The organism is Streptomyces sp. S465 (assembly GCF_026898115.1).
Classification (GTDB): domain Bacteria; phylum Actinomycetota; class Actinomycetes; order Streptomycetales; family Streptomycetaceae; genus Streptomyces; species Streptomyces luomodiensis.
The window spans coordinates 1,692,029-1,715,706 of record NZ_CP114036.1 but is presented as its reverse complement, the minus strand read 5'-3'; the positions used below and the strand labels follow the sequence as shown (position 1 = coordinate 1,715,706).

Annotated in this window: 19 protein-coding genes; 4 read left to right on the top strand and 15 right to left on the bottom strand. The window is 72.0% G+C overall.

Annotation, left to right across the window (positions count from 1 at the left end):
- Positions 1 to 437: 437 nt before the first annotated feature.
- The 5 genes from N6H00_RS07300 to N6H00_RS07280 form a co-directional block, all read right to left on the bottom strand.
- Positions 438 to 3,452, bottom strand: coding sequence for an alpha-mannosidase (locus N6H00_RS07300; RefSeq protein ID WP_268970760.1), 3,015 nt, complete (start codon positions 3,450 to 3,452; stop codon positions 438 to 440).
- A 134-nt stretch (positions 3,453 to 3,586) separates the two neighbouring features.
- Positions 3,587 to 4,912, bottom strand: a complete 1,326-nt coding sequence (locus N6H00_RS07295; protein ID WP_268970759.1) for a sulfatase-like hydrolase/transferase — start codon at positions 4,910 to 4,912, stop codon at positions 3,587 to 3,589.
- A complete protein-coding gene (locus tag N6H00_RS07290) occupies positions 4,909 to 5,811 on the bottom strand; it encodes a carbohydrate ABC transporter permease (protein ID WP_268970758.1) in 903 nt (300 codons plus the stop codon). Before N6H00_RS07290 ends, N6H00_RS07295 begins: the two co-directional genes overlap by 4 nt.
- Positions 5,808 to 6,725, bottom strand: coding sequence for a carbohydrate ABC transporter permease (locus tag N6H00_RS07285; RefSeq protein WP_268970757.1), 918 nt, complete (start codon positions 6,723 to 6,725; stop codon positions 5,808 to 5,810). The genes N6H00_RS07290 and N6H00_RS07285 overlap by 4 nt, the downstream gene beginning before the upstream one ends.
- Before the next feature lie 7 nt (positions 6,726 to 6,732).
- Positions 6,733 to 8,013, bottom strand: coding sequence for an ABC transporter substrate-binding protein (locus N6H00_RS07280; protein ID WP_268970756.1), 1,281 nt, complete (start codon positions 8,011 to 8,013; stop codon positions 6,733 to 6,735).
- 214 nt (positions 8,014 to 8,227) lie between these two features.
- Between N6H00_RS07280 and N6H00_RS07275 the strand changes: the two genes are divergently transcribed.
- A complete protein-coding gene (locus tag N6H00_RS07275) occupies positions 8,228 to 9,445 on the top strand; it encodes an ROK family transcriptional regulator (RefSeq protein ID WP_268970755.1) in 1,218 nt (405 codons plus the stop codon).
- 113 nt (positions 9,446 to 9,558) lie between these two features.
- Here N6H00_RS07275 and dacB read toward each other — a convergent pair whose 3' ends face one another.
- On the bottom strand, positions 9,559 to 10,902 hold the full coding sequence (gene dacB / locus N6H00_RS07270; protein WP_268970754.1) for a D-alanyl-D-alanine carboxypeptidase/D-alanyl-D-alanine endopeptidase: 1,344 nt from the start codon (positions 10,900 to 10,902) through the stop codon (positions 9,559 to 9,561).
- A gap of 255 nt (positions 10,903 to 11,157) precedes the next feature.
- Entirely contained in the window at positions 11,158 to 11,835 is a 678-nt protein-coding gene (locus N6H00_RS07265; protein ID WP_268970753.1) for an HAD family hydrolase, read from the bottom strand.
- A 140-nt stretch (positions 11,836 to 11,975) separates the two neighbouring features.
- Between N6H00_RS07265 and N6H00_RS07260 the strand changes: the two genes are divergently transcribed.
- Complete coding sequence (locus N6H00_RS07260) at positions 11,976 to 13,010, top strand: lactonase family protein (RefSeq protein WP_268970752.1); 1,035 nt, start codon at positions 11,976 to 11,978, stop codon at positions 13,008 to 13,010.
- 68 nt (positions 13,011 to 13,078) lie between these two features.
- On the opposite strand, the gene N6H00_RS07255 is transcribed toward N6H00_RS07260, so the two are convergent.
- The 5 genes from N6H00_RS07255 to N6H00_RS07235 all read right to left on the bottom strand — a co-directional run bounded on the left by N6H00_RS07255 (position 13,079) and on the right by N6H00_RS07235 (position 18,023).
- Positions 13,079 to 14,077: a hypothetical protein gene (locus N6H00_RS07255; RefSeq protein ID WP_268970751.1), complete on the bottom strand. Its 999-nt coding sequence runs from the start codon at positions 14,075 to 14,077 to the stop codon at positions 13,079 to 13,081.
- A gap of 249 nt (positions 14,078 to 14,326) precedes the next feature.
- The gene (locus tag N6H00_RS07250; protein ID WP_268970750.1) at positions 14,327 to 15,337 is read right to left on the bottom strand and encodes an N-acetylglucosamine kinase; all 1,011 of its coding nucleotides are present in this window, start codon (positions 15,335 to 15,337) and stop codon (positions 14,327 to 14,329) included.
- A gap of 4 nt (positions 15,338 to 15,341) precedes the next feature.
- A complete protein-coding gene (locus N6H00_RS07245) occupies positions 15,342 to 16,163 on the bottom strand; it encodes a phospholipid scramblase-related protein (protein WP_268970749.1) in 822 nt (273 codons plus the stop codon).
- A 39-nt stretch (positions 16,164 to 16,202) separates the two neighbouring features.
- On the bottom strand, positions 16,203 to 16,880 hold the full coding sequence (locus tag N6H00_RS07240) for a uracil-DNA glycosylase (RefSeq protein ID WP_268970748.1): 678 nt from the start codon (positions 16,878 to 16,880) through the stop codon (positions 16,203 to 16,205).
- Between the two features lie 54 nt (positions 16,881 to 16,934).
- Positions 16,935 to 18,023, bottom strand: a complete 1,089-nt coding sequence (locus tag N6H00_RS07235) for a WD40/YVTN/BNR-like repeat-containing protein (protein WP_268970747.1) — start codon at positions 18,021 to 18,023, stop codon at positions 16,935 to 16,937.
- A gap of 241 nt (positions 18,024 to 18,264) precedes the next feature.
- Here N6H00_RS07235 and N6H00_RS07230 point away from each other — a divergent pair, with 241 nt between their 5' ends.
- Both N6H00_RS07230 and N6H00_RS07225 read left to right on the top strand, forming a co-directional pair.
- A complete protein-coding gene (locus tag N6H00_RS07230; protein ID WP_268970746.1) occupies positions 18,265 to 19,344 on the top strand; it encodes an NADH:flavin oxidoreductase/NADH oxidase in 1,080 nt (359 codons plus the stop codon).
- 108 nt (positions 19,345 to 19,452) lie between these two features.
- Complete coding sequence (locus N6H00_RS07225) at positions 19,453 to 19,830, top strand: ArsR/SmtB family transcription factor (RefSeq protein WP_268970745.1); 378 nt, start codon at positions 19,453 to 19,455, stop codon at positions 19,828 to 19,830.
- Here the strand turns inward: N6H00_RS07225 and N6H00_RS07220 are convergent.
- The 3 genes from N6H00_RS07220 to N6H00_RS07210 all read right to left on the bottom strand — a co-directional run bounded on the left by N6H00_RS07220 (position 19,744) and on the right by N6H00_RS07210 (position 23,652).
- Positions 19,744 to 21,132, bottom strand: coding sequence for a nucleobase:cation symporter-2 family protein (locus N6H00_RS07220; protein WP_268970744.1), 1,389 nt, complete (start codon positions 21,130 to 21,132; stop codon positions 19,744 to 19,746). The genes N6H00_RS07225 and N6H00_RS07220 overlap by 87 nt on opposite strands.
- Before the next feature lie 298 nt (positions 21,133 to 21,430).
- Positions 21,431 to 22,774, bottom strand: a complete 1,344-nt coding sequence (locus N6H00_RS07215; RefSeq protein ID WP_268970743.1) for an FAD-dependent oxidoreductase — start codon at positions 22,772 to 22,774, stop codon at positions 21,431 to 21,433.
- A 173-nt stretch (positions 22,775 to 22,947) separates the two neighbouring features.
- On the bottom strand, positions 22,948 to 23,652 hold the full coding sequence (locus N6H00_RS07210; protein WP_268970741.1) for a DUF305 domain-containing protein: 705 nt from the start codon (positions 23,650 to 23,652) through the stop codon (positions 22,948 to 22,950).
- Between the last annotated feature and the right edge of the window lie 26 nt (positions 23,653 to 23,678).

Below are 23,678 nucleotides of genomic sequence, written 5' to 3'. Positions count from 1 at the left end.
CAGGATCTCTTCGACCATCGGCGACCGCGGGTGCTGCGATCTCACTGAAGGCGGGCACGATTCCCGCAAAGGTCAATGTCGATCGCTTACGCAACACATTTCCCCCCTGATTGATGATCGGCGCCATCCTATTGACGGCCCTACACGCCAAGAAGCGCGAAATAGGCCATTTCGGTTATGAGGTGGATGGGGTCATCATGCTTTCCCGTGATGCGTGGGAGGACGGTGGCCGGCGGGCCGGTCGGCCCGCCGGCCATCGGCTAGGGCGTGTTGCGGAAGTAGCGCCGTCCGCCCGGAGGGCGGGCCCCGCGGCGTCTGGTGCGTGTGATCGCAAGGCGGAGGGTCGTCCTCGTAGTGGGGCTACTCGGACGATCCCGACAACGCGGCGAGCGCGCGTGCCAGGCGTCGCGGGGCAGGCGGGACTTTCGCAACACGCCCTAGGCCCGCCGCACCCGCAGCGTCACGATCTCGAACGGCCGGAACGTGATGTCCACCGGCTCCCCCGCGTCCCAGGAAGCGGACCGCACCGCGGAGTTGCCCACGGTGGCGGGCTCGCGCTCCAGGAGGTCGGTCGTCCAGGCGCGGGCGTAGGGCTCGGACACCTCGACGCGGGTCCGCGCACGGCCGCCCCGCGCCTCATAGAGGCGTACCACGAGGTCCCCGGAGCGGTCCTCGGCGAGCTTGACCGCCTCGACCACGACCGCGGGGGAGTCCACGGTGACCAGCGGGGTCACCGGGCCGCCGCCGGTCACCGTGCGCACCGGGAGGTTGAGCCGGTAGCCCGTGTCGAGGGCCTCCAGCACCGTCGGGGCGGGGCGTACGGCGGTGCGCAGTACGTGCTCGCCCTGGTCCGCCCGCGGGTCGGGGAAGCGCGGCGCGCGCAGCAGGGACTGGCGGACCAGGGTGTACGTCGAGCCGTCGGCGGCCCAGCACCGGGTGATGTCATGGCCGTACGTCGAGTCGTTCGCGACGGCGACGCCGAAGTCCGGCTCACCGACGTGCACCCAGCGGTGCGCCGGGGTCTCGAAGCGCGCCATGTCCCAGGACGTGTTCGCGTGGGTGGGTCGCTGGACGTGCCCGAACTGCACCTCCGACGAGGCGCGGTCGGCGTGCACCGCGAACGGGAAGGCGAGCTTCACCAGCTTCTCCTGCTCGCGCCAGCCGATCCGGGTCTCGATGTCCAGCTCGCGAGCGCCCTCCGCGAGGCGGTAGGTCTGGACGAACGTCGAGCTCTGGAACGAGCGCCGCGCGACGAGCCCTTCGTCCCCGGCCTCCACCGCGTCCGCCTCGCGCAGCTCCGTGATGTTGTGGCGGTAGTGCGCGTCGACATCCCAGGCGTCCCACTGGTTCGGCAGGTCGCGGCAGACCTGGAGCAGCGCCGCGGGCTCGCCCTCGGCGATGAGTTCCCGGCCGGACCCCAGCTCGACGAAGGACACCAGCAGGCCCGCCGCGTCGAAGGACGCCCTGACCACGCCGTTGTCGAGCACCCAGCCGGAGCCGGTGGCCACCGGAGCGGTCCAGGCCGGGGTGGCGCCACGGGCCGCGCCGAGCGCGGGGGCGCCCGCGGCGGCGACCGGGGCGGCGTTGAACACGATGGGGGCGTCACCCTCGCCGGCGAGGGTGCGCTGCGCCGAGTCGATCAGCGGGACCAGCGCGGCGGCGATCGCCGCGTAGTTGCGCTCCGCGTCCTGGTACACCCAGGCGATGGAGGAGCCGGGCAGGATGTCGTGGAACTGTTGCAGCAGAACCGTCTGCCACGCGGTGTCGAGTGCGTCGTACGGGTACTCGGCGAGCCCGCGCCACGCGGCGGTGGCGTTCCACAGCTCCGCCTCGCGCAGCAGGTGCTCGCTGCGGCGGTTGCCCTGCTTGGTCTTCGCCTGCGATGTGTAGGTGCCGCGGTGCAGTTCGAGATACATCTCCCCCGACCATGTGCTCGGCGCGGGGTGGGACGCCTTCGCCAGGTCGAAGAAGTGGCGCGGCGTGCCGACCTCGACCTTCGGCGAGCCCTCCAGCGACCGCGTACGGGCGGCGGCCTCCATCATCTCCCTGGTCGGGCCGCCTCCTCCGTCGCCGAATCCGAACGGGACGAGCGAGACGTTGGAGACGCCCTTCTCCGCGTACTGCCGCTGGGCGCGGGCCAGATCGGCGCCGGAGAGGTCGGAGTTGTAGGTGTCGGCGGGCGGGAAGTGCGTGAAGACGCGGCTGCCGTCGATGCCCTCCCACCAGAACGTGTGGTGCGGCATCCGGTTGGTCTCGTTCCACGAGATCTTCTGGGTGAGGAACGAGGTCGCGCCGGCCGCGAGCGCGATCTGCGGCAGCGCGGCCGTGTAGCCGAACGAGTCGGGCAGCCACACCTCGTCCGGCTCGAAGCCGAACTCGCGCAGGAAGAAGCCCTTGCCGTGCACGAACTGGCGCGCCAGCGCCTCGCCGCCCGGAAGGTTGGTGTCCGACTCGACCCACATGCCGCCCGCGGGCACGAAGCGGCCCTCGGCGACCCGCTCCCGGATGCGCTCGAACAGCGCCGGGTAGTGCTCCTTGACCCAGGCGTACTGCTGGGCGCTGGAACACGCGAAGACGAAGTCCGGGTACTCGTCCATCAGGGCCAGCACGTTGGAGAACGTCCTGGCGCACTTGCGGATCGTCTCCCGCGTCGGCCACAGCCAGGCCGAGTCGATATGGGCGTGGCCCACCGCGACCACCCGGTGCGCGCTGGGGTAGGCGGGCGAGGCGAGCACGTCCGCGAGCGCCTCCCGGCCGGCGGCGGCGGTCTCGGCCACCCGGTCGGGGTCCACGGCGTCGCACATGCGCTCCAGCGCGCGCAGGATCTCGGCGCGGCGCGGCAGCGACTCCTCCAGCTCGCCCATCAGACCGACGAGGGTCCAGCAGTCCCGCACCAGGGCGTCGACCGTGAGGTCTCGCTCGACGAGGTCGATCCTGCGCAGGGTGTACATGGGGTCGGTGCCCGCGGTCTTCTTGTCGCCGAGCGGAGTGGGCAGGTAGAAGTAGTGCCCGCCGACATCGGGGTTGGAGGCGGCTTCGAGGTAGAGGTCGACCGTGTCGGGGCCGACGGGAACGGCCGCGTTGAGCGGTTCGATGCCCTTCACGATCGTGCCGTCCGGCCGGTAGACGAGCCCCTCGGCCTGGAAACCGGGCTGGCGGGCCGAGAAGCCGAGGTCGACGACCACTTCGAGGGCGACCTCCGGTCCGCCCCACCCCTCGGGGACCTCACCGGTGACATGGAACCATGTCGTGCCCCACGGCTTGCTCCACGGCATGCCGGGCGCGAACGGCGTGAAGTCCTGCCGCACGGCCTCGGCGAAGGGCACCGGCTCGTCGGGCACCTCCCACGCCGTCACGTCGAGCGCGACGTGACGGCGCTCCACGGCGGGTGCCACGCGCTCCCGCACGAAGCGCTCGACGCGCATCTCGATCTGGGCGGTGGTGTCGTGCATACGTCCTCCCGACGGGCTTCACGGTCTGTGCGGGCTGTCGCCGGCCGGTGCCGGCCGTGCGGTGGGGAAAGCTGTCCCAGGGCGGGATGGCGAGGCGGGGGGAGCCGGGCCGGCCCCCCCCGGTGCGCGATGCGTCAGCCGGTCCAGCGTGCCGCCCAGTCCGTGAGTTCCTCGCGCATCCGCTGGAAGCGCTCCGGGTGGGTCCGCGACAGGTCGCGCTGCTCGCCGGGGTCCTCGTCGAGGTCGTAGAGCCCTTCGGGCACGACGACGTCCGCCTCCAGGCTGTCGCAGGCGTTCAGTACGACCTTCCAGCGGCCGTGGCGCACCGCCAGTTGGCCCTCGTGCTTCCAGAACAGCCGGCGATCGGGCCCGGTCGTGCCACTGGCCAGTTGCGGCAGCAGGGAACGGCCGTCGATCGTCTCGTCCGCCGGCGCCGTTCCGTCCACAGCCTCCAGGACGGTGGGCACGACGTCGGCCATGAAGCCGACGAGGTCGCTGGACTGCCCGGCGGGCAGCCGAGCCGGCCACGAGATGATCGTGGGCACCCGGATGCCGCCTTCCAGGAGCGAGCCCTTGTGGCCGCGCAGGCCGCCCGCCGAACCGCCGTTGTAGGAGATCTCCTCCCCGTTCAGCCAGTTGCGTTCCTCGATCGAGGGCCCGTTGTCGGAGGAGAAGAGGACGATCGTGTTCTCCCGCAGGCCGAGCGATGCGAGGGTGCCGAGGATCTCGGCGATGCCGTCGTCCATGGCCTTCACCATGGCCGCCATCATCCGCCGTCCCTCCGGGAGGTGGGCGAACTGCGCGACGTATTCGGCGGGCGCGTGCATCGGGTAGTGCGGCGCGTTGAACGGCACGTAGCAGAAGAACGGCCGGTCGGCGTTGCGCCTGATGAAGTCGCCGGCCCGGCGCGCGATGACGGTGGTGAGGTACTCGCCGTTGAGCCAGACCTCGTCCTCGCCCTCCCACAGATCGTGCAGGGGGTTGTGCTGCTCGCCCCAGTAGTAGATGTGCGAGTAGTAGTCGACGCAGCCGGCGAGGAAGCCGAAGTGCTCGTCGAAACCGCGCTTGAGCGGCCCGTAGTCGGGGTCGACCCCGAGGTGCCACTTGCCGAAGATGCCGGTGGCGTAGCCGCGTTCGCCCAGGGAGCTGGCGAGCGTCGACTGCGGCGGCAGTCCGATGGTGTGCCGGGACCCACCGAGGATCGACTCCACACCGGCGTGGGCGGGGTGCCTGCCGGTGAGCAATGCCGCCCGCGACGGGGAGCAGACCGGCGAGTTGGAGTACCACTGCGGCAGGCGGACACCGGAGGCGGCGAGCCCGTCGAGTGCCGGGGTGTCGAAGTCCTCGGCGCCGAAACAGCCGAGGTCGCCCCAGCCCAGATCGTCGGCGTAGATGATGACCACGTTCGGCCGGTCGGCACGTGGGGGTACTGCGGTCGGTCGGGTGTTGATCGGGTTCATTCCTTGACGCTCCCAGCGGCCATTCCGGCGACGAGACGTTTCTGGACAACGGAGAAGAGCACGATGGTGGGGATCGTCGACACGGTCGCGGCGGCCATGATCATGCCCCAGTCGCTCGCGTACTCCCCGAAGAACGAGGACAGTCCGACCTGGACGGTCTTCAGGTCGTCGCTGGTCATCAGCACGCTCGCGAAGAAGTACTCCTCCCAGGTCGCGATGAAGGTCGTGACGACGACCGTGGCGATGCCCGGCAGCGCGATCGGGAAGATCACGCGGAAGACGATGCCCACGGTCGAGCAGCCGTCGACGCGCGCCGCCTCGTCGAGCACGACGGGGATCGTGTTGAAGTAGCCCAGCGTCAGATAGATCGCGAGCGGCAGCGTCATGGCGACGTACACGATGATCAGGCCCACATAGGAGTTGAGCAGGCCGACCTCGCCGAGGGCGATGTAGAGCGGTGTGATCAGCACGACGAAGGGCAGCAGCTGCGTGGCGAGCACGACGGCCAGGACGGTGCCGCGCAGCCGGAAGCGGAACCGCGAGAGGCCGTACGCCGCGAGACAGGCGAGCACGATCGTGCAGGCCGTGCTCACCGCGGAGACGAGCAGGCTGTTCAGCAGGTACCGGCCGAAGTGGGAATCGGAGAACAGCCTTCCGTACGCGCCGAATCCCAGCCCGTCGACGTACTCGCTCCACGGGGTCCTGGCCGCGAGCGCCGTCGTGGGCCGGAGCGAGGTGAGGACCATCCACAGCACGGGGAAGACCAGGACGAAGAGGATGAGAGACGTCGGCATGATGACCAGCAGGTCCCGTGCGCGCCGCCGCTCCCGGTCGGGCCGGACGACCTGTTCCTCCCCGGCCGCCCGGCCGGTCGCCTTCGTCGTCACGTCGGCAGTCACGCGGACCGTCCTTCCCGGTCGCTCGTCACGCGCAGGTACACCAGCGCGAAGACGCCCATCACCGCGGTCATCACGATGCCGATGGCGGCTCCCTGGCCGAGTTCGTTGCTCACGAACGCGGAGGAGTACAGCTGTGTCGCGAGCACCTGTGTGGAGGTGCCGGGGCCGCCGCCCGTGGTGAGCCAGACGTAGACGAAGTTGTTGAACGTCTGGATCACGGTCATGAGGACGACGACGATCATCACCGGGCGCAGATGGGGCAGCGTCACGTACCGGAAGGACTGCCAGCGTCCGGCCGAGTCGAGCGCGGCGGCCTCGTACTGCTCCTGCGGGATCGATTGAAGGCCCGCCATGAAGACGATCACGACGAAGGGCAGTTCGCGCCAGACGACGATGGCGGCCACCGCCCACCACGCCGTGCTGGTCTGAGCGAGGAAGGCCTCGCCTTTGTCCAGGATGTGCATGCTGACCAGGAACTGGTTGAGAACACCGGTGTTGGCGTCGAAGATCCACTTCCAGCAGGCCACCGCGACGACCGGCGGCACCATCCACGGCACCAGGACCAGCGTGCGGGCGACACCGCGCAGGCGCCAGCGGTGCAGCACCCGGCTCTGGAGCAGCAGCGCGAGCCCCAGGCCGAGGACGAGGCGGACCACCACGGTCAGGGCCGTGAGCCAGAAGACCGTGTTGAAGGCGGCGGAGCCGATCTCGGGGTCGGTGAAGATCGACTCGAAGTTGTCCCAGCCCACCCACTCGGCGTCGCTGGGCAGGTCGTACGGAGTGAGCTTCTGGAACGCCAGCACGACGTTGTAGACGCTCGGGAAGAGGAAGAGCACGGCTATGACGACGAGCGCCGGGATCGTCAGTACGTAGGGCCGACGGGCCGTGGGACGGGAGACCGGACGGGAAACCATCGGACGCTCAGCCCTCCAGTGCCTCGGTCAGCCCGTCGAGGATCTGCCCGGCAGCCTTCGAGCTGGACTTCTGGCCCGAGTAGACGGCCGAGAAGTTCTGGTTGACGATCTGCTCGATCGAGGCGATCGTCGCCTCCGAACCGAGGTAGCGGCCGAACGAGCGGGCGTGCGGCAGCTGGTGGACGTACGCCCGCTGCGAGGCGGGCACATCGACCTGCCGGAGTGTCGCCTTGGAGGCTGGGAACTGGCCGTAGGTTGCGAAGGTCTCCGCGCTCATCAGGTACTTCACCACCCGCCACGCCTGATCGGGGTGGGCGGTGTTGCGGTTGATGCCGAGTGCCCGGCCGCCGAGATGCGTGGCGCCGGCGGTGAGGCCCGAGGGCATCACCGCGGTCGTCAGCGTCGTGCCCGCGGACTTCGCCTGTTTCTCCAGCGGGGCGAACGTGGACGGCGGCAGGTAGCTCATCGCGCACGAGCCGTTCGCGAGGCTGTTGACGATGCTGGGGTCGCTGTAGTCCTGCACGGCCTGGTCGGCCTTCGGCGCCGCGCCCGAGGAGAACAGGCCCGTGAAGTAGTCGATCACCTCGGCGAGCCGTTTCTGCGACACCCCGGTCCGCCAGTTCCCGGAGGAGTCCTTCTCGATGAGGGTGCCGCCGTGCGACCAGAGGTAGTAGTTGATGGGGAACCATTGGGCGCTGGTCGCGGAGCCGGAGGCGGGGAAGCAGAAGCCGGTGGTGTCGCCCGAACCCGCCGAGCTGATCCGCTTCGCGTCGGCCGCCAGCTCCGCCCATGTGGTGGGCGGGCTGTCGACACCCGCCTCGGCGAGCGCCTTCGGGTTGTAGACCAGCGCCATGGTGTCGGCCGTCCACGGCATGGCCCAGGTCTTGCCGTCGAAGGAGATGGTGTCCTTCGCGAGCAGGTCCTGGTAGTCGGCCGGCGGGTCCCTCTTGATGTAGTCGTCCAGCGGGAGCAGGATCCTCGGCTTGGCCAGGAACGCCACGTCGCTGTAGCCGATGGTGTCGATGTCCGGGCCGTCCTCCGCGTTGGCCTCACGGGCGAACTGCTGCACGTTGTTCGGGCTCAGCGTCTCCAGCTCGACCTGGATCTTCGGGTGCTTGTCGTTCCACTTGTCGATCGCGGCGGCCAGCCCCTTGGTCTCGCTCTCGGGATCGAACTGCCGCAGGACGAGCTTCACCACGCCGTTCCGGGGGCCGGAGCCGGAGCAAGCGGCCAGCGGAACGACGAGGCAGGTGGCCAGGGCGGCCAGGCTCCACTTCCTCAACTTCATGCTGCTTCTCCTCAGGAGGCATCACCGGAACCGGGCTCACCGCATGTGAAGGGCCCACCAGTTGGCTGGCACGCTAACACAATCAAATTGATTTACGGTGTGAAGAAATCGTTTAAACTCTGCTCCTGCGATACGCGCGGGCACGCGCCGGAGGGGCACCGCCACGGCGGGCACGCGCCCATGGGTCGCCAGAAGCGGAGAGGAACAGCGGCATATGGAGCGACGAGGGTCCAACCTCCCTCGGGTGGGCGACTACAACCAGTTGCTCGTGCTGGACCTGGTGCGGCGCAGCCCCAACATCAGCCGGGTGGAACTGTCGCAGCGCACCGGCCTCACGGCACAGACCGTCTCCAACATCTGCCGCCGCCTCGTCGGCGCGGGACTGATCGAGGAGACCGGCCGCAAGGAGGCCGACACGGGAGCGCGCCGGACGGTGTTCCAGGTGGTGGCCCGCGGACAGTACTCCGTCGGTCTGCACATCGACCCCGCCCGGATGACCCTGGTGCTGATGAACCTCGCGGGCGAGGTGGAGGACCACACCTCGATCGCCACCCCCACCACCGACGGCCCCGAGGACGCGCTGGAGGCGATCGTCGACGCCGTCGGCGACCTCGTGCGCCGCGGCGGGATCCCGCTGCCCCGGGTGTCCGGGCTCGGTGTCTCGACGCCGGGCCCTGTGATGGCCGATTCCGTCGTGGGGCCGCCCAACCTCCGCGGCTGGGGCGTGGTGCGGCTCCGCGAGGAACTGGAGAACCGCATGGGGCTCCCCGTCGTACTGGAGAAGGACACCATCGCCGCGGCCACGGGCGAACTCTGGGCAGGCGGCGGCGCGCTCTCGGACTTCGCCTTCATCTACCTCGGCACCGGAATCGGCGCGGGCATCGTGCTGGACGGCGAGGTGAAGCGCGGCTCGTCCGACAACCTCGGGGAGATCGGGCACTTGAGCGGCGATCCCGACGGCCCCCGATGTCCCTGCGGGGGCCGGGGCTGTATCGCGATCACCTGTGCCCCCGTTCACCTCGTCTCCGCGGCCGTCGACGCCGGAACGCTGCCGCCCGTGGATCTGGACGACTTCCTGAGTGTGGAGATCGCGCTCGGCAGGCTCTGCGCCCTGGCCGATGGCGGCGACCAGACCGCTGCCGCCATCGTGGGCAAGTCGGCGAGCGCCATCGCGCGCGTCGCGGGCAACCTCGCCAACATCCTGGACGTCGGCACGATCGTGCTCGGCGGCCCGAACTGGCCGGCGCTCGCCGGGACCTATCTGCGGGTCATCCCGTCGATCACCGCGTCCCTGCTGACCGTCGGCGAGGTGCACACCGTCGACGTACGGGGCACCACGCTCGGCGAGAACGGGGGCGCCATCGGGGCGGCCTCGCTCGTCATGTCATCCGTGGCCTCGGCGCGCTCCGACCACCTGCTGCTGCCCCGCTGAGCCGCGCCCGGCGGATGCGGCGGTGGTCGCCGTCGAGGCGGCCGCCGGGCGATGCCCCGCCATCGGGGGCCGTACCCGGCGGCCCTGGGACCGTGGGGCCGTGGGGCCGGGGGCTACGCCCGGCAGCCGTTGACCGTGGCGGCGAGGCCGTCGACGGTGTCCTTGATCGCGGCCGGGTCGGCGGTGGACCCGTTCTCGACGAAGGAGAAGACCTTCCACCGGCCGTCCTGCGCCTTGGTCAGGCCGCTGAGGGCGATGGCGCCGGTCAGGGTGCCCGTCTTGGCCTTGACCTGGCCGACGGCGCATGCGGAGTCCGGGGTGTCGAAGCGGCCCCACTCGGGGCCCAGGCTGCTGCCCGCCTCGCCCGCCACGGGCAGTCCCTCGTCGATGGAGCGCAGCAGACCGCGGTAGCGCGGATCGGTGAGCAGATCGACGATGTCCGCGATGGTCTGGGCCGGGATGCGGTCCGAGCGGGACAGCCCGCTGCCGTCGTACAGCTCGAAGTTGGCCATCGAGACGCCGTACCGATGGCTGAGGACGTCCCGCACCACCTGGGTGCCGCCCTCGAAGGTGGCCGGTTGGCCGGCGCCGAGCGCGGTCATGCGCAGCAGCGTCTCGGCGATGTCGTTGTTGCTCTCCTTGAGCATCTTCTTGACCGTCTCGGACAGCCGCGGGGACAGATGCCGTCCCACCGGGACGTCCGTCACCGAGGCCGTGCCGCGGGTGACCTCGCCGTCCACGGTGACGCCCTGGTCGGCGAGTTGCCGGGCGAAGACCTTCCCCGCGTCGAGGGAGGTGTCCGCGGACAGCTTTCCGTCCACCACCAGGGAACGCACCGGCGAGATCTGGTCGTCGTAGTAGGAGTCGTTCCAGCCGGGGGCGAGGGTCGGCTCGGCGAAGAGGCTGTCGTCGATCCGCACCTTCACCGAGTCCAGACCCGCGAGCTTGACCCCCGCGGCCGCGGACTTGGCCAGTTCGGTGAGGTCGGCGGTGGTCAGCATGCGGTCGCCGCCGCCTATGAGGGTGAGCGTGCCGTGGCCGTAGACGACCTTGGTGGTGAACCGGTGCTCGGGGCCGAGAATGGTCAACGCCGCCGTGGCGGTGGCGAGTTTCGCGTTGGACGCGGGCATGAGCGCGGTCTCGGCGTTGTGCTCCCAGATGACCTTGTCGGACGCGGAGTCCAGCACGATGCCACTGAAGGTGGTGCCGAGGTCCGGGTCCTGGGACCGGGTGTTGAGCTCGTCCGCGATCTTCTGCTCGGCGGGATCGAGTCCCTCGGCGGCCACGGACCGGGTCGTACCGGTGGACTTGACGCTCTTGTCGGCGGCGAGCGCGGACGGGGCGGACAGCAGCGCGCCGGTGACCGGGATGGCCGCGACGATGAACGCGCGGCGGACCGCGAGGCTCATGGGCTTGGGTTTGCGATGACGCCCACTGGAGGGGGACGCGCTGGACATGGGGGGTCTCCGTGGCGCGTAGAGGGACAACGGGTAGCGGTACTGCAACGAAGCACACACTCTAACCGCACTTGATCAGTTTCGTCCCGGCGGTCCGTGGACATGTGGTGAAGCGGTTGCGAAGACTCTCCCCTCCGGAGCGCGCCGCCGGTAGCGGGGGTCAGTCCTCTCAACAGCTTCTTGTTGGTGCCGTTGTCGCCGGCACGGCGACCGCCAGGGAAAGACGGGCCGGTGGCGAGGTGCGGATCGTGTCGACTACGCGGTGTGGAGCCACTCGTAGGCCCGCTGGGCGTCGAACTCCGGCTGCCCGCCCGGGAAGACCATCCCCGCCGAGGCGAACGCGCCGGTGTCCGGCGCCGGTCCGCCCGCGTACGGCACGGCGATGCACCGCATCCCGGCCCGCCGCGCCGCCTCCACCCCGGGACCGGCGTCCTCGACCACCACACAGTCGGCCGGATCGACGGCCAGCAGCCGTGCGGCGGCCAGGAACACATCCGGCTCCGGCTTGCCCCGGCCGACGTCCTCCGCGGACACACGGACGGACAGCAGCGCGTCCAGTCCGGTGGCCTTCAACGCGCTCTCGATCGCGGAACGGGAGGACCCGGAGGCGACGGCCAGCGGATGCCCGGCGGCGCTCAGCCGCTCCACGAAGGCGCGCATCGCGGGAAAGACCTCGGTGGCGGCGGCCAGCTCCAGATAGTGCCGGTTCTTGACGGCGAGCAGCTCCTCCACGGGCGCGTCGATGCCGTACCGGTCGCGCAGGGCCTCCAGGGTCTCGCGGGTGCCGATCCCGATGAACTGGCAGTGCTCCTCCCAGGTGAAACCGGTGACCCCATACCGCTCCAGGGTCCGCCGGCCCGCCTCGTAGTAGAGGGGCTCGCTGTCCACGAGGGTGCCGTCGAGGTCGAAGATCACGGCGGGCAAGCTGCTCATGGGAACAGCATGCCAAGAGCCCGGCCGGCCGTGCCGACGGGGCCGCGTCGCCCCGGCGTAACGGCGTGTTGGTCTAGACCGCTCTGTTACCGTCGGCCTCGAGCGGGAACCGGAACCGGAGTCGGTGGAAGGGGAGTGCGGTGGCTGTGACAGGCGGCGGGCGGCGGGCCTACATCGGGTCGTTCACCTCGGAGGGCGGTGCCGGGATCACCGTCGCGGAGGTCGACGACGAGACCGGCGCGGTGCGGATCCGGAACTCCACGGACGTGGTCGCCAACCCGTCCTGGCTGGCGCTCGCCCCCGGCGGGCGCGTTCTGTACGCGGTCAGCGAGACCGACGACGGAGCGGCCGCCGCCCTGGACGTCGGCCAGGATCGGCCCGCGCTGCTCGGGGAGCCGGTGCCGGTGGGCGGCGCGGCGCCCACCCATCTCGCGCTCGCCGGCGGGCAGCTGCTGACCGCCAACTACGGTTCCGGCAGCGTCAGCGCGCTGCCGGTCCTGGCGGACGGCCGGCTCGGGGAGCCGACGGCGGTGCTGCGGCACGAGGGCAGCGGGCCGGACCCCGAGCGGCAGCGCGGACCGCACGCGCATGCGGTGGTGCCCGATCCGTCCGGCGGCTGGCTGCTCGCCGTCGATCTGGGGATCGACGCGGTGCGGGTGTACGCGCTGCCCGGACCGCGGGCGCACCGCGAGGTCCGGCTGCGGCCGGGGAGCGGCCCGCGCCATCTGGCGTTCCATCCGCGCGGCGACCGCGCGTATGTCGTCAACGAGCTCGCCCCGACGATCACGGCCTGCCGCTGGGACGCGGCCTCCGGCGCCCTCGAACCGCTGGGCGAGACCCGTGTGCTCCCGCACGGCACGGACGGCCAGACCTACCCCTCCGAGGTCGTGGTCTCCGGGGACGGCCGCTTCGTATGGGCCGCCAACCGCGGTCACGACAGCATCGCGACCCTCGCCCTCGACACGCCCGGCGACCGCATGGAGCTGGTCACCACCACGCCCTGCGGCGGCCACTGGCCCCGCCATCTGACGCTCGACCCCTCGGGCCGTCGGCTCTACGCGGCCCATGAGCGCTCGGGCGCTGTCACCTGGTTCGACATCGACCCCTCGACGGGGGTGCCGCGGCGCGGCGGTTCGGTCCCGGTCCCGGCGGCGTCCTGCGTGGTCTTCGGCTGACGTGCGCCGGATGCCGAACGGGGGCGGTGACCGTGCCGGTCACCGCCCCCGCCGCGTCGTCCGTCGGGTCAGCGCAGCGCCGGTGACGGCTGCTGGAGCGCGATGCCCAGCGCCGCCGCGTACTTCGCCAGCACCAGCTTGCCCACGGCCGGGTAGTCGCCCAGTGCCTCGGCCGCCGCGCAGCCCGCCTCCTCGGCGGCCGCCGAGATGAGCTCCGTGGAGACCTCCGGGCCGATGAGGTACGGCGCGAGCGCGAGCCGGGTGGAGCCGGCCGAGCGCAGCTGCTCGGCGACGCGGACCACGGCCCCGTCCTCGTCCAGCGCGGCGGCCATCACCGGCAGCGCGAGGCGCGCGGAGAGCAGCATGCCGGTGATGCCACCGGCCTGGGCCGCCTCCTCACCGCCGACCGTGGCCAGGATGATGCCGTCCGCGGCGGTCGCGACCGTGAAGAGACGGGCGCGGTCGGCGCGGGCCAGGCCCGCCTCCGACAGCCGTACGTGCAGGGCCTCGGCGAGCAGCGGATGCGGGCCCAGGACATCGGTGAGCTCGGCCGCGGAGCCGCTGCCCATGACGGCCTGGCGTATCCGGCGCAGCTGTGAGCTGTCCGGGCCCGCGAGCAACGGGACCACGACGGCCGCCGGGCCGTCGGTGGGGACCGTGGGGACGGGCGGGACCTCGTCGATCACCTCGCCCGCGGCCTCGGCCGCGGCGATCGCCTCCGCCGCCTCGTCGGCCAGCGCCTTGGCGGCCTCGGCCGCCTGCCGCAGCCGCTCCGGGTTCTCCTGGGCGGCGCGGGTGAGCACGGCCTCGAGCTGCGGGTACTCCGCGCCGTCCCCGTCCAGGAAACCGATCTGGGCGTCCAGTCCGGGCATCTCGGAACGGGCGATGCTCACAAGCTCCTCGGCCAGCCGCCGGGCACCGTCGTCCGGGGTGCCCGGGACGGCCAGCACCAGCGGAGGTGCGCCCAGAGGCGCGGCGGCGGGCTCCGGCCGGCGGTGCCGTCCGGGCTGGCGGGGACGCGGCATTCGTACAGGCAGGCCGGACGCGGGCCCAGTGGGGGAGCTCATGGCGCCGCATGTTAGTCGCTCGATGGGCTCGGCTGTTCGGGAGGGTGTGACTGGGGGCATCTGTCCCGCTTTGCCGAAGGACGCTGTGCGGCGATGTGCGCTCAGGGACCATGCTTTGCTCGAAGAACCTGCCATGTGTCCGGAATGACCGGTCATGGCGGGCCATATGGGGCACTCCGTGCTCCGCACCTCGCAGAGTGGGCACTTCGCGTCCTATCGCTTCCGGGCGTCGCTCAGTCGCTCAGTCGCTCAGATGACGGTGAGCAGTCCCGGGTCCCGTGGCAGGCGCAGACCGTCCACCGCCAGCGCCGCCGCGACGCACAGCGCCCCGTCCAGCGGATCCCCGGCCGCCTCGGCGACCCGGACCCCGGGCAGCCGCGCCGCCAGCGCCTCGCCCACGGGCGTCAGCAGCGGCGCGCCCATGCGGAACAGCCCGCCGGTGAGTGCCACCTCGCCGGCCTCCAGCCGGGGGCAGACCGCCTCGGCGGCCTCGGCGATATGGCGGGCGGCGTCCCGCAGGATGCCCGCCGCGACCGGATCCTCATCCGCGCACCGGCCCACCTCGGGGGCGAAGGAGGCCAGGACGGCGGGGCGGTCGGGGCGCGGATACAGCTTTCCCGGCAGTCCGGCCGCGGGGCCGAACACGGCTTCCAGCCGGGCCAGCAGCGGCTTGGAACCGCCCGCGCGCCCGTCGTACGCGCGCATCGCCGCCTCCAGGCCCGCCCGGCCGATCCACGCTCCGCCGCCGCAGTCACCCAGCAGATGCCCCCAGCCGTCGGTGCGCCGCCATCCGCCGCCGGTCCGGCCCTCGGGCACCGCACCCAGCGCGATCAGGCCCGTTCCGGCCGCCACCACCGCGCCGGGACGCTGTCCCAGCGCCCCGGCGTAGGCGGTCACCGCGTCCGCCGCGAGGGCGAGCCGCCGCACACCGAAGGCGTCCGCGAGCGCGTCCGGGAGCCGGGCGCGCAGATCGTCGCCGAGGGTGGCCATGCCCGCCGCGCCCACGCAGACGGCGCCGATGTGCCGTGCCCCGGCCTCGCGCAGCAGCTCCCGGGCGGCGGGGAGCACCCGCGCCAGCAGGTCCGCCGCGTCGATGCCCCGGGCGCCGACGCCCGCGGGCGTGGACGAGGACCAGGTCAGCGGCTTCGTCGCGGAGCCGCCGGGAGCGTCGGCGCGCGCCACCCCCACCCGTACGCCGGAGCCGCCCGAATCGATCCCGAGCACATGCGTCGTCGCATCCCCGGGCACCGTGTCGTCCACCGGCTCAGCCGAATCCGCGCGCGTCCTGCTTGAGCGCCGTGTCCACGGTGAGGGCCGTGGCGACCACGAGGCTCAGCAGCGGATCGGGCAGCTGGCGGTGGATCTGCAGCACGTAGTTGTCCGCCGTCGTGAACATCGTCTTCGCCAGGCCCTCCCAGGTCTTGGTGATCCGGGCGATCTCGGTGTCCGTGTGGTCGACGATGGCGAAGTTCCAGGCCCGCCAGTTCTCCGCCTTGATGGCGCCGATCTGCTGGCCGTTGACGTGGATACCGAAGTTGATCTTGCCGATGGCGTTCTGCTGGACGATCTCGCCGACCGGCTGTCCGTCCGGGCGGGTCACCAGCACCTTGGACTTGATGAACTTCGCGGGCCGGGTGAGCACCAGGTGCGGCTGCCCGTGGGCGTCGCGGATCTCGAGCTTGTGCGTCATGAACTGGTCGAGGCTCGAGACGAACCGCGCGACCTTCTTCAGCGTGCTCTGCCCGACCTGGACCACCGAACCGATGGTGCGCCCGTGCTGGTCGAAGACGCTGTACTCATTGGTGAGCTCGATCAGCTTGGCCTTCTGGTTCACCACCAGCACCGGTTCGGTGAACAGCGTGCCGCCGCCGCCCGCCGTGGGCGCCACCTGCGCCTGCTGCTGCACCTGGTGCTGGACCTTGGCGGGGTTGGGGTGGGGCGGGGCGGCCTGCGGCGGCCCGGCCTGGCCGGGCTGGCCCGGGTGGGTATGCGCGGTCCACTGGGCACCGTCCCACCAGCGCAGCTGGTTCGGCGTGCCCTGGGGGTCGGCGTACCAGCCCGCAGGGGTGTTCGGATGTGTCGTCATGGCGGGCAGACTACCCCTCGCCCACCTGGAACGATGGGGTCAGGGAAGACGCCAGTCCACGGGTTGCGCTCCCTGCTGTACGAGCAGGTCGTTGGCGCGGCTGAACGGACGCGAACCGAAGAACCCCCGGTCGGCCGACATGGGGGAGGGGTGCGCGGACTCGACCGCGGGCAGGCTGCCCAGCAGCGGCCGTACGTTACGGGCGTCGCGGCCCCACAGGATGGACACCAGGGGGCGGCCGCGCCCGGCCAGCGCCCGGATGGCCTGTTCGGTGACCTCCTCCCAGCCCTTGCCGCGGTGGGCGGCGGGCCGGCGCGGGGCCGTGGTGAGCGCCTTGTTGAGCAGCAGAACGCCCTGCCGGGTCCACGGCGTCAGATCGCCGTTGGACGGCCGCGGCAGGCCGAGGTCGGTGTGCAGTTCGCGGTAGATGTTCTCCAGGCTGCCAGGCAGCGGCCGGACCTCGGGCGCCACCGAGAAGCTGAGCCCCACCGCGTGGCCGGGCGTCGGATACGGGTCCTGACCCACGATCAGCACCTTCACCTCGTCGAAGGGCTGCTGGAAGGCGCGCAGCACATTCCGCCCGGCGGGTAGATAGGTGCGGCCGGCCGCGATCTCGGCCCGCAGGAAGTCGCCCATCGCCGCGATGCGTTCCTCGACGGGCTCAAGTGCCTTGGCCCAGCCCGCTTCGACAATCTCATGCAAAGGTCGTGCTGCCACACCGCGTCACTCTAGTGGCTCAGCGGGCGGCCGGACGCCACCTCCCGGTCACGGTCAGCCGACCACGGCGGCCCGGACGCACAGCACGTCGGGGAGGTGACGGGCGATCTGCCGCCAGCTCTCGCCCTCGTTGGCGCTCGCGTACACCTCGCCGTTGCGATTGCCGAAGTAGACCCCGGCCGGATCGGCGTCGTCGGTGCGCAGCGCGTCCCTGAGCACCACCCCGTAGTGGTGCTCGCCGGGCAGCCCGGCGGACCGCTCCTCCCAGGTGGCGCCCGCGTCCTCGGTGCGGAACACCCGGCAGCGGTAGTCCGGGGGGTAGCGGTCGGAGCCGTCGTTGACCGGGAAGACGTACGCGACACCGCTGCGGCGCGGATGGACGGCGACCGCGAAGCCGAAGTCCGCCGGGAGGCCCTTGCCGATCTCGGACCAGTGCGCCCCGCCGTCGTCGCTGCGGTACACCCCGCCGTGGTTCTGGAGATAGAGCCGGTCCAGGTCGACCGGGTCCCGGGCGATCTTGTGGACGCACTGCCCGAACTCCGGATACCGGTCCGGCAGGAACTCGGCCTTGAGCCCGTCGTTGGACGGCGCCCAGCTCTCCCCGCCGTCGGCGGAGCGGTACACCCCGCCGGAGGACACGGCCACCATGAGCGCCCGCGGGTCCCTGGGATCGGTGACGACCGTGTGCACGGCCTGCCCGCCGAAGCCCGCGCCCCACCGCGGCCGCTGCGGGTGGTCCCACAGGCCGCGGACGAAGGTGAAGGTCTCCCCGCCGTCCTCGGAGCGGAACAGCGCGCCCGGCTGGGTGCCCGCGTAGACCACCCCCGGCGCGCCGGGCCCGGCCGGCTGCAACTGCCAGACCCGCTCCAGCGAGGTGTCGGTGGACGCGGGGAACCTCACCGCGGGCTTGGCGGACTCGTGCCAGCTGACCCCCAGGTCGTCGGAGCGGAAGACCGAGGGGCCCCAGTGCGAGCTGTCCGCGCCGGCCAGCAGCCGGGGGCGGCCGCCCCGGGTGTCGATACCGACGGAGTACACCGCCTGCATGGGGAAGTGGGGGCCGGTGAAGTCCCAGCCCCCTCGGCCGCCGGGGCGGCCGAGGAAGAGACCCTTGCGGGTGCCGACGGCGAGCAGGACGTCGTCCATGACGGCTCATTCCTTGGAGTGCGGACAGGGGCGGCGGACGACATCGGCGAACGAGCCGGGATGTGTCCGTCATCTCAGAGTTTGCACCTCGCCACCGACAACGGTGGGGAGGGCGTGCGCGGGACCGGAAGGGATGGCCGACATACGGAGGACATCCTCATTTGACGTTCGTCGTACTACGATGGTTATCGTACAAAGCGCGGGCCCGGCCGGGCCCGCGCGAGGAGAAACGGAGACGTCTGTGAGTGCCCTCTTCGAACCCTTCACCCTGCGGTCGCTGACCATCCCCAACCGCCTCTGGATGGCGCCCATGTGCCAGTACAGCGCGGACCCGGACCAGGCCGCCGGGGTTCCGAACGACTGGCACTTCGTCCACTACGGCGCCCGCGCCACCGGCGGCACCGGGCTGATCCTGGTCGAGGCGACGGCCGTCTCCCCCGAGGGCCGTATCAGCCCCGGGGACCTCGGCATCTGGAACGACGCCCAGGTGGAGGCGTTCCGTAAGATCGTCGGCTTCCTCACGGCACAGGGCACCGTTCCGGGCATCCAGCTCGCCCATGCCGGCCGTAAGGCGTCCACCGACGCTCCCTGGAGGGGCGGTGCGCCGCTCGGCGCCGGGCAGCGGGGCTGGCGGCCGCTGGGGCCGAGCCCGGTCGCGTTCGACGAGGGCCATCCGGTGCCGGACGAGCTGCCCGAGGAGCGGATCGGCGAGATCACCCGCCAGTTCGCGGACGCCGCGCGGCGCGCGCTCGAGGCCGGTTTCAAGGTGGCCGAGATTCACGGCGCCCACGGCTACCTCATCGGTGAGTTCCTCTCCCCGCACAGCAACCACCGCACCGACGGCTACGGCGGCTCCTTCGGCAACCGCGTCCGCTTCGCCCTGGAGGTCGTCGACGCGGTCCGTGCGGTCTGGCCGGAGCACTTGCCGCTGTTCTTCCGCATCTCGGCCACCGACTGGCTGGAGGAGAACGGCTGGACGCCGGATGACACCGTCCGGCTCGCCGCCCTGCTGAAGGACCACGGAGTGGACCTCCTCGACGTCTCCAGCGGCGGCAACGCGCCCCGGCTGCGCATTCCGCTGGAGCCCGGCTACCAGGTGCCGTTCGCCGCGCGGGTGCGCCGGGAGACCGGACTGCCGGTGGCCGCGGTCGGGCTGATCACCGAGGCGGAGCAGGCCGAGAAGATCCTCGCGGACGGTGCGGCGGACGCCGTCCTGGTGGGCCGTGAACTGCTCCGGGACCCCTACTTCCCGCGCCGCGCCGCGGCCGAGCTGGGTGGCCGGGTGCACAACCCGGACCAGTACCACCGCGCGATCCGGTAGTGCGGTCCGGGGTACACGGTCGAGGCAGCCGTAGTACGGCGATCGTCAAAAGTACGGCGATCGTCAAACTACACTGAAGGTTCCGGAACCAGGCGATGAGGAGCAGCCGTGCAGACGCAGACCACGCCGACCGCGCCCCAGGCGACCGGGCGCTCGCTGGAGCATCCGCGGCGCGAGGCGATCCGCCTCGAGGACGTGCTGCACGCGCTCTCCGACCCGATGCGGATGCGGGTGGTGCGGACGCTCGCCGAGGAGAGGGGCGAGCTGTCCTGTTCGGTCTTCGACCTGCCGGTCAGCAAGTCCACCACCACCCACCACTTCCGGGTGCTGCGGGAAAGCGGTGTGCTCCACCAGATCTACCGGGGCACCGCCAAGATGAACGCGCTGCGCCGGGCGGACCTAGACGCGCTGTTCCCCGGTCTGCTCGACAGCGTCCTGGCCGCCGCGGCCCTCCAGGAGCGGCGCCTCGGCGGCGGCCGGAGCTGAAGTCCGCCCGCCCGGCAGGTGGTTGAAGAGCAGGTTGAGCGCGATAGCGGTGACGCAGCCGGCGCTGATCCCGCTGTCCATCACCGTCTGGAACCAGTCGGGGAACTTCGCGTAGAGCCCCGGTACGCCGACCGGCAGCAGCCCCACGGCGACCGACACCGCCACCACGGTGAGGTCGTGGCCGTCCCGGAAATCCACCCCGGCCAGTGTCCGCAGCCCGCTCGCCGCGACCGTACCGAACATCACCAGACCGGCCCCGCCCAGCACCGGAGCCGGAACCGCCGCCACCACCGCGCCCAGCTTGGGCGCCAGACCGAGCACCACCAGCATGCCGCCCGCGGCCGCCACCACCCAGCGGCTGCGCACCCGGGTCATCCCCACCAGGCCGACGTTCTGCGCGAAGGCGGTGTACGGGAAGGTGTTGAAGACCCCGCCGAGCACGGTCGCGGCGCCGTCCGCGCGCAGCCCGTCCGCCAGCCGCCGCGCGTCGACCGGGCGCCCGGTCAGCTCGCCCACCGCGATGACGTCACCGGTGGTCTCGGTCATCGTCACCAGGGCGACGACCAGCATGGACACCACGGCCGCCACCGGAAACGCCGGGGCGCCGAAGTGGAACGGGGTGGAGACGCCGATCCAGTCGGCGCCGCCCACCCCGGAGAAGTCGGTGAAACCCAGCGGTATCGCGGCCACCGTCCCGGCCACGATCCCCACCAGCACCGCCACCCGGCCCAGGAAACCCGGTGCGAACCGCTGCACGACCAGGACCAGGGCCAGCACCCCGGCGGCCAGGCCCAGGTTCCTCGGCGTGCCGAAGTCCGCCGCGCCCTGGCCGCCCGCCGCCCAGTTGGCCGCGACCGGCAGCAGCGAAAGTCCGATGATCAGGATCACCGTGCCGGTCACCAGCGGCGGGAAGAACCGCAGCAGCCGCCCGAAGACCGGTGCCAGCAGGACCATCGCCACCCCGGCGACGATCACCGAACCGTAGATCGCGGGCAGTCCGCCGCCCTCGGTGCCGATCAGCACCATCGGGGTGACCGCCGCGAAGGTGCAGCCCTGCATGATCGGCAGCCGGACGCCGAACCGCCACAGCCCCACGCACTGGAGGACCGTGGCGATACCGCACAGCAGCAGATCGGCGTTGATGAGATAGGCCAGATCGGCCGGCGACAGCTTCATCGCCCCGCCCACGATCAGCGGCACGGCCACCGCGCCCGCGTACATGGCCAGGACATGCTGGAGTCCGAAGGCGGCGAGCCGGCCGGGCGGCGGCACCGTGTCCACGGGATGGCGTACGGACGTCATGGCGTCTCCTCGCACGGCGACGGGATGAGCGACGGATCAAGGTGACGCGACCGTAGAAGGCTTGAACAATCTGTTGATTTCAGGGGTGTTGCCGCCGTGTGTCAACCCCTTGGGAGCGCGCGGACCGGCCCGGCGCGCGGACCGGCCCGGCGCGCGGACCGGCCCGGCGCGCGGACCGGCCCGGCGCGCGGACCGGCCCGGCGCGCGGCCCGGCCCGGCGCGCGGCCCGGCCCGGCGCGCGAAACCGGCCCGGCGCGCGGACCGGCCCGCTCACCGAAGTCCGCTCACCGAAGTCCGCTCACTGAAGTCCGCGCGCCGCGCCCAGCAGCCCCGGCCAGTCCGCGATCTTCACCCTGGTACGCCCCAGCGCCGCCCCGAGCGCCTCCTCGGCCTCCTCGATCCGCAGCCAGCCGGTCCACTCCACCGGCTCCACCCCCGCCTCGCGCAGCGCCCGCAGCGGGTCCGCCGCCACCGGGCGGGCGGCCAGCATCTCCGCGTCGGACAGCAGCGAGGCCACGGTCTCCTTCGCACACGGCCGGTTGGTGCCGATCACCCCGGTGGGCCCGCGCTTGATCCACCCCGCCACGTACTCCCCGGGCGAGGGCCCCGCGCCGCGCAGCACCCGCCCCGCCGCGTTGGGCACCGTGCCGCGCTCCTCGTCGAACGGCAGCCCCGGCAGCGGCACCCCCCGGTAGCCCACCGACCGCAGCACCAGCGGCGCCTCGATGTCCTCGAAGACCCCGGTGCCCGCGACCCCGCCGCGCCCGTCCGGCACGGTCCGCTCGAAGCGCACCGCGCGCACCGCGCCCTCGCCCAGCAGCGCCACGGGCCGCAGGAAGAAGCGCAGATGGATGCGGCGCGGCCGGCCCGCAGGCGGACGCCGCGCCCAGTCGCGCAGCACCTCGACATTGCGCCGGTTGATCCCCGGCAGCCCGGACGGGTCGCCGTAGGCCGGGTCCAGCGCCAGCTCCTCGGCGCGCACCAGTACCTCGGCGCCGGTCAGCGCGCCCAGCTCACGCAGCTCCTTGGTGGTGAACTTCGCCTGTGACGGACCGCGCCTGCCGACCATGTGGATGTCCGAGACCCGGCTCTCGGCCAGCGCCCCGAGGGCGGCGTGCGGCACATCGGTGGGCTTCAGCTCCTCCGCCCCGCGGGCCAGGATGCGCGCCACGTCCACGGCGACATTGCCCACCCCGATGACGACGGCGGAGTCCGCGCCGAGCGCGAAGGCGCCGCCGGTCGCGTCGGGATGGGCGCTGTACCAGGAGACGAACTCGGTCGCGGAGAAGCTGCCCGGCAGATCCTCGCCCGGCACGTCGAGCCGCCGGTCGGTCGCCGCCCCCACGCAGTAGACCACCGCGTGGTAGAGCCCCAGCAGCCGCTCGGGCACCAGTGGGGGCGGGCCCACGTGCACATGGCCGAGAAAGCTGACCCGTGGGTGCTCCAGGACCGCGCGCAGCGTGTGCTGGAGCGACTTGATCTTCTCGTGGTCGGGTGCGACGCCGTAGCGCACCAGCCCGTACGGACAGGGCAGCCGGTCCAGCACATGCACCGACACATCGGGAACGGCCTGCTGCTGGACGAGCGCTTGGGCGGCGTACACCCCGCTCGGCCCGGATCCGACAACCGCGACACGAAGCACGGGGGAGCTCCTTCCGCAGGATGTCTCCAGCATCCCACCCGGCGGGGCGCCGTGTCCGGCACTACGCGCCGGGCGCCCGGCACGGGTGACGCGTCCGGCCGTCGTTCCACGGGGCCGCGACCGCGCCGCGAGCCGGGCTCGACCAGTGTCGCCCCACGGCCCCGCGCGGGACGCTACGACATCTGCCGCATCCGCCGGATCTCGCTGCTCTGCTGCGCGATCACATCGCCCGCCATCTCCTCCACCCGGACGTTGTTGCCCTGTGCGAGCACATCCGTGGCCATGGAGACCGCGCCCTGATGATGGGCGATCATCAGCTTGAGGAAGAGCGCGTCGAAGTCGGCGCCCTTGGCGGCGCGCAACCGCGCCAGCTGGGCCTCGGTGGCCATCCCCGGCATCGCCGCGGCATGGCCCTGGTGCCCGCCCGTGCCCGCCGTCTCGCCGCCCTTGGTCTCGCCGCCCTCCGCCTCGCCGCCCTCCGTCTTCTGCCAGCCGAGCATCGCCTCGATCTCCGGCTTCTGGCCGGAGGCGATGCGCTCCGCGAGCCGCTTGACCTTCGCCGACCCGGCCCGGTCGGCGGCGAGGCCGGTCATCACCAGGGCCTGCCGGTGGTGCTCGATCATCATGCGGACGTAGGAGCGGTCGGCCGCGTTGGGGGAGTCGTCGTCCCCGGCCTTCGCCGCCTCCTCGGCCGACAGGGTGTGCGCCGCCTCGCCGGGTTTGCCCGGTGCGATCACCGCGGGCTTTCCGTCCCGGCCCTTCCCGGCGTCGGCCGCACCGCTTCCCGTGTCGCAGCCGGTCAGGACGAGTGCCAGGGCGGTGGCCGCCGTGGCGGCCGCGAGTGATGCGGTGTGGAGCGTCGTACGGCGGTTCAACACCGTGTCCTCCTGGGGCGCTTGGGATC

Bases quoted from the DNA above. Each gene is read 5' to 3' on its own strand.
- N6H00_RS07285 (WP_268970757.1), bottom strand. From the start codon at position 6,725: ATGGTTTCCCGTCCGGTCTCCCGTCCCACGGCCCGTCGGCCCTACGTA.
- N6H00_RS07275 (WP_268970755.1), top strand. From the start codon at position 8,228: ATGGAGCGACGAGGGTCCAACCTCCCTCGGGTGGGCGACTACAACCAG.
- N6H00_RS07220 (WP_268970744.1), bottom strand. From the start codon at position 21,132: ATGACGTCCGTACGCCATCCCGTGGACACGGTGCCGCCGCCCGGCCGG.
- N6H00_RS07245 (WP_268970749.1), bottom strand. From the start codon at position 16,163: ATGACGACACATCCGAACACCCCTGCGGGCTGGTACGCCGACCCCCAG.
- N6H00_RS07235 (WP_268970747.1), bottom strand. From the start codon at position 18,023: ATGGACGACGTCCTGCTCGCCGTCGGCACCCGCAAGGGTCTCTTCCTC.
- N6H00_RS07280 (WP_268970756.1), bottom strand. From the start codon at position 8,013: ATGAAGTTGAGGAAGTGGAGCCTGGCCGCCCTGGCCACCTGCCTCGTC.
- N6H00_RS07265 (WP_268970753.1), bottom strand. From the start codon at position 11,835: ATGAGCAGCTTGCCCGCCGTGATCTTCGACCTCGACGGCACCCTCGTG.
- N6H00_RS07295 (WP_268970759.1), bottom strand. From the start codon at position 4,912: ATGAACCCGATCAACACCCGACCGACCGCAGTACCCCCACGTGCCGAC.
- N6H00_RS07300 (WP_268970760.1), bottom strand. From the start codon at position 3,452: ATGCACGACACCACCGCCCAGATCGAGATGCGCGTCGAGCGCTTCGTG.
- dacB (WP_268970754.1), bottom strand. From the start codon at position 10,902: ATGTCCAGCGCGTCCCCCTCCAGTGGGCGTCATCGCAAACCCAAGCCC.
- N6H00_RS07255 (WP_268970751.1), bottom strand. From the start codon at position 14,077: ATGAGCTCCCCCACTGGGCCCGCGTCCGGCCTGCCTGTACGAATGCCG.